Raw genomic sequence first — 13,030 nt, forward strand, 5'->3', positions numbered from 1 at the left:
ACCTCACCAGAGCCCATTGGCAGATCGACCTCACCAGAGCCCATTGGCAGATCGAGAACGGCCTGCATTGGATGCTCGATGTTCATCTGGATGAGGACCTCAGCCGCGCCCGCAAAGACAACGCCCCTGCCAACACCGCGCTCCTAAACCGTCTCGCCAGGAACATCCTCCAACTCGCCGATGCAGACAAAGTCCCCATCAGCCATCGCATCAAGAAATGCGCTTGGAATGACGACTATCTCATCAACGCTCTAAGCCATATGCGATAGCCCTGCCTCAAGGGGGGAGGGATCAAGCCAGCGTCCGCTCCACAATATCCCGCAGATCCGCCGAGAGGTTCTCGGCACCGGCGATGGCCAGCAGCGCTTCCCTGGCCTTGGCTTGCCTGCCCGGTTCCAGCGAGCGCCACGAGCGCAGCGCCGTCGCCAATCTGGCGGCCACTTGCGGGTTGCGCTTTTCGACCTCGAGCACGGTTTCGGCAAAAAACCGGTAGCCTTCGCCGTCGGCGCGGTGGAAGCCGGTCTGGTTGGCGCTGGAGAATGTGCCGACCAGTGAGCGCACCCGGTTCGGATTGGCCATCGAGAAGGCCGCGTGGCCGGTCAGCGCGCGCACCCGCTCGACGGTCCGCGGTCCCGGCACGGCGGCCTGGATCTGGAACCATTTGTCCATGACCAGCGGATCGGCCCCATAGCGCGCCTCGAAGCCAGCCAGCGCCTTGACCGCCTCGGGCGACCCGTCATGGCGATGCGCAAGAACGGTGAGTGCGGCCGCGCGGTCGGTCATGTTGGTCGCGGCTTCGAAATGCCGGGCGGCAAGCTTGGCGCCAGCTGGCAGCAGCGAGAGATAGTCGAGCAGGATGTTGCGCAGCGCTCGTCGTCCCGCACTTGCCGCATCGGGGCTGAACGGACCATCGTCGGCAAGGCGGTCGTAAAGACCGGCGAAGGCGTCCTGATTGGCCCGGGCGACCGCCAGCGCCAGCGCCTCGCGGGCGGCAAAGATCGCGTCGGGATCGATGGTCCTGCCGATGTCGCGGGCAATGTCGGCCTCACCGGGAAGCGACAGCGCCAGCGCGCGGTAGGCGGGCTCAAGCGTCTCATCGCCGGCGATCTTGCCCGCAAGCCCGGTCAGCCTGGCGGTGAAGGCCGGGTTTGCGCCGCCAAGGATCTGGCGGAAAGCTGCTATCAGCGCATCGGTGAGCAGCGTGTTGAACGCCTGCCAGCGCGCGAAAGCATCGCTGTCATGGCCGGCGAGGAAGAACTGGTCGTCGGTCTTCTGCTCGACCGAAAGCGTGATCGGTGCCGAAAAGCCGCGGTTGAGCGACACTGCCGGCCGCTCGGCGACGCCGGAGAAGCGCACCATGTGACGGCGCTTGCGGATATGGATGACGCCATCCTCGACGGCGGCGCCCTCGACACCATCATAGGCGACCGGCTCGCCGCCGGTGCCGACCAGGCCGAAGGCCAGCGGAATATGCATCAGCCGCTTGCGGCTTTCCGACGGCGTCGGCGGCACCGATTGCTCGATCTCGAGCGTGAACTCGCGCGTGGCCGGATTGTGCGTCGAACTGACGGTCAGGTTCGGCGTGCCGGCCTGGTGATACCAGAGCGCGAACTGCGACAGGTCGCGCCCGGAGGCGTCCTCGAACACCTTGAGGAAGTCCTCGATCGTCGCGGCCTCTCCGTCATGGCGTTCGAAATACAGGTCCATGCCGGCGCGGAAGGTCTCGGCCCCGAGGATAGTGCGGATCATGCGCACCACTTCCGAGCCCTTTTCGTAGACCGTCGCCGTGTAGAAATTGTTGATCTCGCGGTAGCGCCGCGGCCGCACCGGATGCGCCAGCGGTCCCTGGTCCTCGGGGAACTGGTGGGCGCGCAGTGTGCGCACCTCGGCGATGCGCTTGACCGCGCGCGAGCGCTGGTCGGCGGAGAATTCGTGGTCGCGAAAGACCGTTAGCCCTTCCTTCAGGCAGAGCTGGAACCAGTCGCGGCAAGTGATCCTGTTGCCGGTCCAGTTGTGGAAATATTCATGCGCGATGATCGCCTCGATATTGGCGAAATCGGCATCGGTCGCGGTCTCCCGATCGGCCAGCACATATTTGTCGTTGAAGATGTTGAGGCCTTTGTTTTCCATCGCCCCCATGTTGAAGTCGGAGACGGCGACGATGTTGAAGACGTCGAGATCGTATTCACGGCCGAACGCCTGCTCGTCCCATTGCATCGAGCGCTTCAGCGCATCCATGGCGTAGCCGGCGAGCCCCTCCTTGCCCGGCTCGACATAGATGCCGAGTTCGACCTTGCGGCCGGATAGGGTGACGAAACTGTCGGCGACCTGGCCGAGATTGCCGGCCACAAGCGCAAACAGATAGGACGGCTTGGGGAAGGGGTCGTGCCATGTGGCATAGTGCCAGCCATCGGCCAGCGCCCCGCTTTCCACCGGGTTGCCGTTGGACAGCAGCAGCGGTGCCTCGTCCAGCCTTGCCTCGATGCGCACGGTGTAGACCGACAATATGTCGGGGCGATCGAGGAAATAGGTGATGCGGCGAAAGCCCTCGGCTTCGCATTGCGTGCAATAGACATTGCTGGAGCGGTAGAGGCCCATCAGCGCCTCATTGCTGGCCGGCGCGATCTCGGTCTCGAGGAGCAGCTCGAAGCGGGCCGGCGGCTTCAAAATGGTCAGCTGGTCCGGCGTGGCGAGATAATCGGCCGGCGCGAGCTCGCGGCCCTCGATGGCGATGCGCTTCAGCACCAGCCCGTCGCCGTCGAGCATCAGCGGCACTGATGCGGCAGCGCCATCGCGGCGTTCGATCGTCAGCACGGCGGTGACGCGCGTTGCATCCGGCGAAAGGCGGAAGGTGAGGTTGGTTTGCGGAATGGAAAAGTCGCTGGGGCGATAGTCTTCGAGCTTGAAGACCTGGCCGGTATCGGTTCGCATTCCCTGGGGTTTCCCTATCGTTATCGGGGCCGGCAGAGGTGTCCGCTGGCCCATAAAATCTAAAGTTGCGCGCTCTTTACACGAAACGGCCACTCGACAAAACTGCGCCAATGCCTATTCAGGGCGTTCTCCTTCCATCGCGAGGCCTTGATGACCATCGTCACACCGAAGTTCGGAATGGGCAGCTTTGTGCTGCGTCGGCTGACGCGCGCCTCGGCAACGATCCGGGAAGCGGCGGGAACGTGACTTCAGGGCCGAGAGACGAGGCGGCGGGGAAACTGTCCGATCACCCTGGTCGTGTCCTGACCGGCATAATGCTCAAGATCATGTCGGTTGCGGTCTTCGTCGGCATGCAGACCTGCATCAAGGCAGCCGGTACTTTGCCTGCCGGCCAGATTGTCTTTTTCCGCTCCTTCTTCGCCATCTTCCCGATCATCGTCTTCCTGGCCTTCAGGGGAAAACTGGGTACGGCGTTTGCCACCAAACGTCCGCTGAACCACATCGCGCGCGGTGTCGTCGGCGTTTGCGCCATGGGGCTCGGCTTCTTCGCGCTGACAAGGTTGCCGCTGCCCGAGGCGATCACGCTGAACTACGCCCAGCCGCTGCTGGTGGTGGTGTTCTCCTCGCTGTTCCTCGGCGAGGCCATCCGTATCTATCGCTGGAGCGCGGTCGCGGTCGGCCTTGTCGGCGTGCTGATCATCTCCTGGCCGGAACTGACGCTTCTCACCTCGGGCGCCGCACTCGGCGACCAAGAGGTGCTGGGCGTCATAGCGGCGCTGGTCTCAGCGGCAATCTCCGCCAATGCCATCCTGCTGGTGCGCAATCTGGTTCAGACCGAGCGGACCGCGACCATCGTGCTGTGGTTTTCGGCGACGGCAAGCGTCATGGCGCTGTTTACGCTGCCCTTCGGCTGGCAGGCGCTGACGCCGCTGCAGGCCGGTCTGCTGGTTGCTGCCGGGTTTTGCGGCGGCCTGGCCCAGATCCTGATGACGGCGGCCTATCGCCACGCCGAGGCTTCGGTGGTGGCGCCGTTCGAATACACCTCGATGATCCTCGGCGTCGTCGTCGGCTATTTCGCCTTCGGCGATGTCGCCACCATCAACACGCTGGTCGGCGGCGTGATCGTCGTCGCCGCCGGCATCTTCATCATCTGGCGCGAGCGCCAGCTCGGACTGGAGCGCACCCGCACAAGGAAGGCAGCACCACCGCAGGGGTGAGGAGAGGTCCGCGCAGGGCAGGGCTGGCTCAGTTAGCTTCCGCCCGCTCCTTCGCAAGCCGCACCAGCACCGCACGCGTCTGCTCGTCGGCCGGGAAGAAAGACTCGATCGCCAGTTCCGACAACGTCACGTCGAGCGGGGTGCCGAAGACGGTGATGGTGCTGATGAAGGACAGCACCTGGTCGCCATGCGCCAGCCGCAGCGGATGGACGATGCCGTGGGGCTCGACCGGCACAGGCCGCGCGCCCTTGAGGCCGGACGGATAGGTTCGCAATTCACGCTCCAGCTCGACCAGCACAGGATCGCCGGCGGCATCGTTCTGATGCTTCAGGCGTTCCAGCAGATGCGCCCGCCACTCCGCCAGATTGACGATGCGCGGCGCGATGCCGTTCGGGTGCAGGCTGAGACGCAGCACATTGACCGGCGGCTGAAGCAGCGACGGCTCGGCAATATCGGCCAGGAACGGGCCGATTGCGGCATTGGCGGAAACCAGGTTCCAGTGGCGGTCAACAGCCAGCGACGGAAACGGTTCATGCCCCTTGAGCACGGTCTCGACCGCGGCAAGCGCCGGTGCCAGCGTCGTGTCGGTGAGCGGCCGTTCACTGAAGCTCGGCGCGAAGCCGGCGGCAAGCAGCAGCTGGTTCCGCTGCCTGAGCGGGATCTCAAGCTGCTCGGCCAGATGCAGCACCATGTCGCGCGAGGGTGCGGCGCGCCCGCTCTCGACGAAGGAGAGATGCCGCTGCGAAATGTCGGCCTCCATGGCGAGATCGAGCTGGCTCATGCGCCGCCGCGTACGCCATTCGCGGATCAGGCTGCCGGCGGATGTCTGGGGTGTTGTCATGGGTGCAGGATTAGGCCGGGGAGGGGCGTATTTCAATTACCCCGGAGGTTATGGCGCGGTTCTCCCTTCTCCCCTTGTGGGAGAAGGTGGATCGGCGCTTTAGCGCCGAGACGGATGAGGGGTGTTCCAGCGGAATGAGACGTTGGCGTTCCCTGGAACACCCCCTCATCCGTCGCCTTCGGCGACACCTTCTCCCACGAGGGGAGAAGGGGAAGTCGCGCTTCACTCCAATCCCCGCAGCTTCGCCTTCACCTCGAGAAAATCACGCCAGGCCAGCTTCTTGTGCGCCGGTGTGCGCAGCAGATAGGCCGGATGCAGTGTCGGCATCGCCGGAATGGCGGTGCCGGATGCGGTGGTGTGGACGCGCCAGTTGCCGCGCAGGCGCAAGATGCCTTCGCTCGTGTTGAGCAAGGTCTTGGCCGATGGGCCTCCGAGATTGACCAGCACCTTGGGATTGACCAGCTCGATCTGCCGCTCGATGAAGGGGCGGCATATTTCGGTCTCGTGCGGCGTCGGCGTGCGGTTGCCGGGCGGTCGCCAGGGAATGACGTTGGCGATATAGGCCGAGGTGCGATCAAGCCCGATCGCCGCCAGCATGCGGTCGAGCAGCCGGCCCGAGCGGCCGACGAAGGGCAGGCCCTCAATGTCCTCGTCGCGGCCGGGCGCCTCGCCGACCAGCATCAGCGAAGCCTGCGGATTGCCGTCGGCAAAGACCATGTTCTTGGCAGTGAATTTGAGATTGCAGCCGTCGAAGGAGGCCATGTGCTGGCGCAGTTCCTCGAGCGTCGAGGCGCTTGCCGCCATTTGCCTGGCAAGTGCTGCCTGTGCCTCGTCGGGCACGGTCGCGGTGGCCGGCACGGAGCGCGCCGGCGCGTCCGGCACCCGGCTCGCATCCAGCCCGGGGCTTGCTACGATTTGTTCCTGTGCCTTTTCGCGAGGTGGCGCTGGCGGCGCCGGTGCCCGCTCGGCAGGCCTTGGTGCGGCCTCGGCAAACCGGTTCATCGGCGCGTCGTCCAACGCCTCGTCGACGCCTGCGCTGGCATAGAATGCCAGGAGGTCGGCAAGGTCGGATCGGTTGTTCGGGGAGGCGGCAGTCATGGCCGGCACATTCGTCCGCCCGTCGTCAATTTGCAAGCAAAGCAATCCTGCCCGCACCAAGGTGTGTTGAGATTCAGGTCAGGCCGAGTCGAAAATGGTGGATATCGAGAACCGGAGCGGAGCGTACTTAAAGTACGTGAGCACCGGAAGCGCAGATATCCACCATTTGCAGGCCGGCCTCACCTGAATATCAACGCGCCTTAGCCCGTCGGAATCCGCGGATCCTGCACCAGATAGAACGTCCAGCGCGGTGTATAGTCGGTGATCAGAAATTCGAAGCTTCCCGTCTTCAGCGGGTCGATCTTGCCGTTTTTGAACAGCAGCCGGTCATAGGGTTCGAAATCGCGGTCGAAGTCGGCATAGGCGCTCGACACGATGTTGTCGGGCGTCTTGTTGCGCTGGTCGAAGGACAGACCGTCGCCGAACACACTCGGCTGGTTGAGGATCTCCTGCAGCTCGAACTGGAATTCGACCCAGGCCTGGCCGCTGTTGTTGAGCACCTCGATGCGCATGTACAGAATGCCGTTGGCGAATTCGCCATCGGTGCTGAACGGCTGGATCGGCTTGGTGGTGCGGATGGTCAGCGTCACCGGCGTCGACGAATTCAGCTCCTCGGTGATAACCAGCGGGTTTTCCTTGGTGCCGAGGCCCGAGGCGCCGGTGATGTGGAAGCCGCCAAGCTCGTCGGAAAAGGAATAGGCCCCGGTCGCCCACACCTTCACCGGCTCGGCATGAGCAACAACCGGCGTGAGCATCGAAAGGGCGAGAAGGAGCGCTCGGCAGGTCCGGCCGGGCGGAAGGGGAAAGCGCGTCAATGAAAAGCCGGACGGCGTGCGCATGGGAAGAAGTATGGCCGATAAGCGAGCCGTCGAACAATTAAAATATGGGAACCGTAAGTCCAGCTGGTGCAAAACGCTTGCAGCAGCCTTGTTAACCGCGACTTTTTGGCGAAAACGGCATTGTCACGTCAGCGCCGGTTTCCTGTCGCGGATTGATGCGCTATGCAGCGCAAGAGCCAGCAAAATGCCCGGAAACGGTTAGCCAGTGCGGAGGGGTTGATGAGCGAGATCGAACGCGAGAGCATGGAATTCGACGTGGTCATCGTCGGGGCCGGCCCGGCGGGCCTTGCCGCGGCGATCCGGCTCAAGCAGGTCAATCCCGAGCTTTCCGTCGTTGTGCTGGAAAAGGGCGGCGAGGTCGGCGCCCACATATTGTCCGGCGCCGTCGTCGATCCCATCGGCATCGATCGCCTGTTGCCGGGCTGGCGCGAGGAGGAGGGCCATCCCTTCAAGACGCCGGTTACGGACGACCATTTCCTGGTGCTCGGCCCTGCCGGCTCGTTCCGCCTGCCCAACATCATGATGCCGCCGCTGATGAACAATCACGGCAACTACATCGTTTCGCTCGGCAATGTCTGCCGCTGGCTGGCTGGCAAGGCCGAGGCGCTGGGCGTCGAAATCTATCCGGGGTTTGCCGCCGCCAGCCTTGTTTACAACGATGCCGGCGCTGTCACCGGCGTCATCACCGGCGACATGGGCGTCGAAAAAGACGGCACGCATGGCCCGGGCTTTGCGCCGGGCATGGCGCTGATGGGCAAATATGTGCTGATCGGGGAGGGCGCGCGCGGTTCGCTGTCCAAACAGCTGATCGCCAAATACAAGTTGTCCGACGGCCGCGAGCCCGGCAAATACGGCATCGGCCTGAAGGAACTGTGGCAGGTCAAGCCGGAGAACCACCGGCCCGGCCTGGTGCAGCATTCGTTCGGCTGGCCGCTCGATCTGAAGACCGGCGGCGGTTCCTTCCTCTACCATCTGGAAGACAACCAGGTTGCGGTCGGTTTCGTCCTGCATCTCAACTACAAGAATCCCTGGCTGTCGCCGTTCGAGGAGTTCCAGCGCTTCAAGACCCATCCGGCGATAGCGGGCACCTTCGCCGGTGCAAAGCGCATCGGCTATGGCGCACGCGCCATCACCGAAGGCGGCTGGCAGTCGGTGCCGAAACTGTCTTTCCCCGGTGGCGTGCTGATGGGCTGTGCTGCCGGCTTCGTCAACGTGCCGCGCATCAAGGGTTCGCACAATGCGGTGCTGTCCGGCATGCTGGCGGCCGACCATGTCGCGCAAGCCATCGGCGCCGGCCGCGCCAATGACGAGTTGACCTCCTACGAGGACGCCTGGCGGGCGACCGACATCGGCAAGGATCTGAAGAAGGTGCGCAACGTCAAGCCGCTCTGGTCGCGCTTCGGCACCATCATCGGCGTCGGCCTTGGTGGCCTCGACATGTGGCTGAACACGCTGTTCGGCTTCTCGCCCTTCGGCACGCTGAAGCACGGCAAGGCGGACTACGCGACGCTGGAGCCTGCCGCCAAGCACGAGAAGATTGCCTATCCGAAGCCGGATGGCGTTCTCACCTTCGATCGCCTGTCCTCGGTGTTCCTGTCCAACACCAATCACGAGGAAAACGAGCCGGTGCACCTGCTGGTCGGCGACATGGCACTGCAGCAGCGTTCCGAGCACGACGTCTTTGCCGGGCCGTCGACGCGCTACTGCCCGGCCGGCGTCTACGAATGGGTCGACAAGGATGGCAACGCCGCCGCCGATCCGGCCGCCGAGGATGTGCGCTTCGTCATCAACGCGCAGAACTGCGTGCACTGCAAGACCTGCGACATCAAGGATCCGAACCAGAACATCAACTGGGTGCCGCCACAAGGCGGCGAAGGCCCGGTCTACCAGGGCATGTAAGCCGCCGGCCGGGCCGTCTCGACCGCCGCCAACAAAGAATGCCGGCGAAGGCCCGGTCTACCAGGGCATGTAAGGCGCCGGCGCCATGATTGTTGAAACCGTCGCCTGCTTGTGGTCTCATTGCCGCGTCCATGGGGGTAGTGGCATGCGCGTGTTGGTCTTGTTTTGCGTCGCCGTCATAGGCGTGGCCTGCGGCACCGTCGGGACGGCGTCGGCGGGGGTGAAGACCGTCGTCAAGACGCGAACCTACGACATCAGCGGCGCCACAGGTGCTGGTCTGGTCATAGCCATGAACCGCAGGGGACCCAAGCACGGTTTCATGACCCACGCCATCGCGCAGACGAGTTACACCGCGGACTGGAGCCTGGACCTCGGCCAGGTCAACGGCGTCTGCCGCCTGCGCCAGGCCAATGGAACGCTCAACATCACCTACACCTATCCGCGCGTGGCTTCGGCCGTCACGCCGGCGCTGCGCAAACGCTGGAACCGGTTTTTCACCGGCGTTCTCGCTCATGAAGGAACCCATGGCCGTATTGCCGGGCAGATGATGCAGGCCGCGGAGCGGTCGGTTCGCGGCCTGAAATTGGCCAACGATCCGCAATGCAACAAGACGCGCGCCGAAGCCCGGCGGCGCCTGGAAGCCACCGCCAAGCTCTATGAGGCGAAACAGATCGCCTTCGACGCGCGCGAGCACAGTGAAGGCGGCCATGTCGAGCGCATCATCGAGGCTCTGGTCGGGCTCTGAAACCTTAAGTTCGCAACATGTTAGTCTAGCCGCGCATCCCGGGCTGGATCAGCGACACGGTCGCGGTGGCGTCCTCATCGACCGGCTTGTTGCCGTCCTGCTTCAGCGAAAATTCCACCATAACCGGCAGATGGTCAGAGCCGGTGTCTTCCAGCCGGGTCGACGACAGGATCGTCACCGCACCCTTCGAGAACACCTGGTCGATCGGCAGGCCGGCATAGCGGCGCAGGAAGTCGGGCAGCGTCCGGTGAATCCAGCTCGGCCCGGCCGATGGCATCACGCTCAGCCCGCCGAGCGCGGCGACGCGCCGCACCGCAGCGCTCCACGGCACGGCGTTGCAGTCGCCGGCCATGATCGCCGTCTCGCCGAGCGAGGTCAGCGTCTTGGTCAACTCGCCGATCTGCCAGTATTGCTCCTTCGGCCACGGCCAACTCAGATGGATCGCCGCGACATCGACGCCGATGCCGCCGAAGTCGACGGTGGCGGTGGCCATCGCGCCGCGCGGTTCGCAGTATGGTTCGGTACCGACGGCAAACGGCCGCCTGGACAAAAGCGCCACGCCGAACACGCCGTTGGGGTAGGCACAAAGGATGCGATAGGGGTAGGCAGCAGTGATATAGCCGAGCTCGGTTGCCCACATCTCCGACACTTCGTCGAGCGTGATCACGTCGGGGTTGGTGCGGCCGATCAGCGAAAGAACCTTCTTGGGCGTCGGATTGTTGAAGCGCAGGTTCATCTGCAGCAGCCGGTAGACCATCTCGTTGCCGGGCTCGGCGTCACCGGCGGCCTGTACCGGCCACAGGCGTGGCAAGGTGCTCAGCGTGCTGGCGAAGGCGGCCGCAGCCAGGAGCAGCCCCACACCCGCCTGCAGGCGAAACGAGGTGGCAAGCAGCGGCAGCGCAATCAGCGCCATCAGCACGGCAAGATGAATGCGGAAATGGGCGAAGGAATCGAAGGCCGGATGCAGTGTGCCGAAGAACCCGGCCACAAGCGCGACCGAGAGGCCGAGCATTGCCAGGAACGCCATCGAAGCCATCATGTTTCGCACGCGTGCCATCAGACCAAGTTTTGCATTGCCGAGGTGTCAGGCCTGTTATCGGCGCAAATGCGGCCCAATCAAGATGACGAAACGCCTCGCGGTCAACATTTGCCGGAAGCCGGTCTACTGGAAGGCCGTCTCCGAAAAGCTTCTCAGTTTGCGCGAATGCAGCCGTTCCATCGGCATTTCCGCCAGCTTCTCCATCGCCTTGATACCGATGGTCAGATGCTGCGCCACTTGCCGCTTGTAGAACTCTGTCGCCATGCCGGGCAGCTTCAATTCGCCATGCAGCGGCTTGTCCGAGACGCAAAGCAGCGTGCCGTAGGGAACGCGGAAGCGGAAGCCATTGGCGGCGATGGTGGCCGATTCCATGTCGAGCGCGATGGCGCGCGACTGCGACAGCCGCTGCACCGGTCCGCGCTGGTCGCGCAGTTCCCAGTTTCGGTTGTCGATGGTGGCGACAGTCCCGGTGCGCATGATGCGCTTGAGGTCGTAGCCGGAAAGTCCGGTGACTTCGGCGACCGCCTCCTGCAGCGCCACCTGGATCTCGGCCAGCGGCGGGATCGGCACCCACACCGGCAGGTCGTCGTCCAGCACATGATCTTCCCTGACATACGCATGCGCCAGCACATAGTCGCCCAGCGCCTGTGTGTTGCGCAGGCCGGCGCAATGGCCGAGCATCAGCCAGGCGTGGGGCCGCAGCACCGCGATATGGTCGGTGATCGTCTTGGCGTTGGACGGGCCGACGCCGATATTGACCATGGTGATGCCACCATGGTTCGGCTTCTTCAAATGATAGGCCGGCATCTGCGGCAGGCGCGGCGCCGCGACGCCTTCGCTGGGCGCGCTCTGCCCGGCCTTGGTGACGACATTGCCCGGCTCGACGAATTCGGTATAGCCATGGCCGCCTTCCGCCATCTGGGTCCGGGCGCGGGCGACGAATTCGTCGATGTAGAACTGGTAGTTGGTGAACAGCACGAAGTTCTGGAAATGCTGCGGACTGGTCGCCGTGTAGTGCGTCATGCGGTGCAGCGAATAGTCGATGCGCTGCGCGGTGAACGGCGCCAGCGGCCTCGGTTCGCCGAAGGCCACTTCGAATGTGCCATTGGCGATCTGGTCGTCGGTGCCGTCGAGATCCGGAACGTCGAACAGGTCGCGAATCGGCCGCTTGATGCGATCCGCGGCTGCGCCATCGACATGGGTGCCTTCCAGGAAGGCAAAATGCAGCGGGATCGGCGTGGTCGATTCCGAAACCGTCACCGGCACGCCGTGATTGCGCATGATCAGCCGAAGCTGCTCGACGAGATAGGTTTCGAACAGCGCCGGCTGGGTGATGGTGGTCGAGAAATGCCCCGGCGTCGGCATGTGGCCATACGCCTGGCGCGAGTCGATCTGGGTGAATGAATTGGTGGTGACGCCGATCTCCGGGTAGAAGGCGCGGTAGCGCTTGCTTTCGTCGCCGCCGGCGGCAAGTGCCGCAAAGGAGTCGCGCAGGAATTTGGTGTTGCGGTCGTAGAGCACCTGCAAGGCGGCCACGGCCTTTTTGGCGTCGTCAAAGCTCTTCTTGCCGAAAGGCTCCGGCATGACGACCGATTCGATAGCTTGTGGGTAGATTCGCTTTTCCATGGCTCAATATAGAGACTCAGGAGAGCGCTTGGGAGGGGTAGGTGGCCGCCAAAGCTGGCCAGTCGTCGATTTATTCGTCCACGCACCAAGGTGCGTTGAGACTCAGGTCAGGCCGAGTCGAGGGTGGTGGCTTTCGAGAACCGGAGCGGAGCGTACTCAAGTACGTGAGCACCGGAAGCGCAGAAGGCCGCCATCCGCAGGCCGGCCTCACCTGAATATCAGCGTACCTTACCCGCGCTGCAGGCTGACCAGAAGAACAAAGCCAACGCCATGCTTCTTCGTCGCCGGCCCGTCGATCGTCGTGTCGGCGCCGGCCCGCATCATCGGCATGGCCAGAACCGGCGCCGACAGCACGATCAGGACGAGCGCCGCCCGCGGCAGAAGCCGAAGGGTCTGGAGAGCGTTGATGGCTGTGCGGTTCATGGCTTTGGCTTTTCTGTTTGGATCTACGTCTTTGTCGTCTCAGGGGCGAAAATGGTTCATGCAATCGAACTGGCAGCTGCTGGAACTGGCTGCATCCCAGGAGCGGGACGGCCGGCCGGCTTCGGCCACGAGAATGGCGAAGAACATGCCGAACAGGCTCATCAACAGGCAGACGATGGTGAAGCGGCGAGCGAGCATTTGCGTGGTGTCTCCTTGAACACGCCATCAAAATGCCCGGATGCGACTGAACCGGCTCCGATGCCGGCGTTCATCTGCGGTTCAAAGTGATTGACGATGTTTTAGGGAGAGCATCGGCCCCGGTTGCGAGACCGCGAGCAGCAACGATGCGGGTATGCCGTGGCCGCCTGGAAA

General features: G+C 63.9%; 11 protein-coding genes and 1 pseudogene. 4 read left to right on the forward strand and 8 right to left on the reverse strand.

The window, feature by feature from the left end; genetic code table 11:
- Nucleotides 1-269: pseudogene (locus AC1DZ8_RS32755) on the forward strand (ISAs1 family transposase); the annotation flags it as partial.
- 22 nt (nt 270-291) lie between these two features.
- Here the strand turns inward: AC1DZ8_RS32755 and pepN are convergent.
- The gene (gene pepN, locus AC1DZ8_RS32760) at nt 292-2,931 is read right to left on the reverse strand and encodes an aminopeptidase N (RefSeq protein WP_477309736.1); all 2,640 of its coding nucleotides are present in this window, start codon (nt 2,929-2,931) and stop codon (nt 292-294) included.
- A gap of 314 nt (nt 2,932-3,245) precedes the next feature.
- Here pepN and AC1DZ8_RS32765 point away from each other — a divergent pair, with 314 nt between their 5' ends.
- On the forward strand, nt 3,246-4,148 hold the full coding sequence (locus AC1DZ8_RS32765; protein ID WP_477309735.1) for a DMT family transporter: 903 nt from the start codon (nt 3,246-3,248) through the stop codon (nt 4,146-4,148).
- A 28-nt stretch (nt 4,149-4,176) separates the two neighbouring features.
- On the opposite strand, the gene AC1DZ8_RS32770 is transcribed toward AC1DZ8_RS32765, so the two are convergent.
- The 3 genes from AC1DZ8_RS32770 to AC1DZ8_RS32780 all read right to left on the reverse strand — a co-directional run bounded on the left by AC1DZ8_RS32770 (nt 4,177) and on the right by AC1DZ8_RS32780 (nt 6,842).
- Complete coding sequence (locus tag AC1DZ8_RS32770; RefSeq protein WP_477309734.1) at nt 4,177-4,989, reverse strand: helix-turn-helix domain-containing protein; 813 nt, start codon at nt 4,987-4,989, stop codon at nt 4,177-4,179.
- A 222-nt stretch (nt 4,990-5,211) separates the two neighbouring features.
- A complete protein-coding gene (locus tag AC1DZ8_RS32775) occupies nt 5,212-6,087 on the reverse strand; it encodes a uracil-DNA glycosylase (RefSeq protein ID WP_477309733.1) in 876 nt (291 codons plus the stop codon).
- A 200-nt stretch (nt 6,088-6,287) separates the two neighbouring features.
- Nucleotides 6,288-6,842, reverse strand: a complete 555-nt coding sequence (locus AC1DZ8_RS32780) for a hypothetical protein (RefSeq protein WP_477309732.1) — start codon at nt 6,840-6,842, stop codon at nt 6,288-6,290.
- A gap of 303 nt (nt 6,843-7,145) precedes the next feature.
- Between AC1DZ8_RS32780 and AC1DZ8_RS32785 the strand changes: the two genes are divergently transcribed.
- Both AC1DZ8_RS32785 and AC1DZ8_RS32790 read left to right on the forward strand, forming a co-directional pair.
- A complete protein-coding gene (locus AC1DZ8_RS32785; protein ID WP_477309731.1) occupies nt 7,146-8,825 on the forward strand; it encodes an electron transfer flavoprotein-ubiquinone oxidoreductase in 1,680 nt (559 codons plus the stop codon).
- Nucleotides 8,826-8,970: 145 nt separating this feature from the next.
- Complete coding sequence (locus tag AC1DZ8_RS32790; RefSeq protein WP_477309730.1) at nt 8,971-9,570, forward strand: DUF922 domain-containing protein; 600 nt, start codon at nt 8,971-8,973, stop codon at nt 9,568-9,570.
- A 25-nt stretch (nt 9,571-9,595) separates the two neighbouring features.
- Here the strand turns inward: AC1DZ8_RS32790 and AC1DZ8_RS32795 are convergent, their stop codons facing one another.
- From AC1DZ8_RS32795 to AC1DZ8_RS32810, 4 genes are all read right to left on the reverse strand, one after another.
- The gene (locus AC1DZ8_RS32795) at nt 9,596-10,627 is read right to left on the reverse strand and encodes an endonuclease/exonuclease/phosphatase family protein (RefSeq protein ID WP_477309729.1); all 1,032 of its coding nucleotides are present in this window, start codon (nt 10,625-10,627) and stop codon (nt 9,596-9,598) included.
- A 105-nt stretch (nt 10,628-10,732) separates the two neighbouring features.
- Nucleotides 10,733-12,193, reverse strand: a complete 1,461-nt coding sequence (locus AC1DZ8_RS32800; protein ID WP_477309728.1) for an AMP nucleosidase — start codon at nt 12,191-12,193, stop codon at nt 10,733-10,735.
- Between the two features lie 270 nt (nt 12,194-12,463).
- Complete coding sequence (locus AC1DZ8_RS32805; protein WP_477309727.1) at nt 12,464-12,658, reverse strand: hypothetical protein; 195 nt, start codon at nt 12,656-12,658, stop codon at nt 12,464-12,466.
- 39 nt (nt 12,659-12,697) lie between these two features.
- Nucleotides 12,698-12,856, reverse strand: a complete 159-nt coding sequence (locus AC1DZ8_RS32810; RefSeq protein WP_352559352.1) for a hypothetical protein — start codon at nt 12,854-12,856, stop codon at nt 12,698-12,700.
- Nucleotides 12,857-13,030: the final 174 nt, after the last annotated feature.

The sequence above is a fragment of the Mesorhizobium sp. P2_F7 genome (assembly GCF_056403695.1).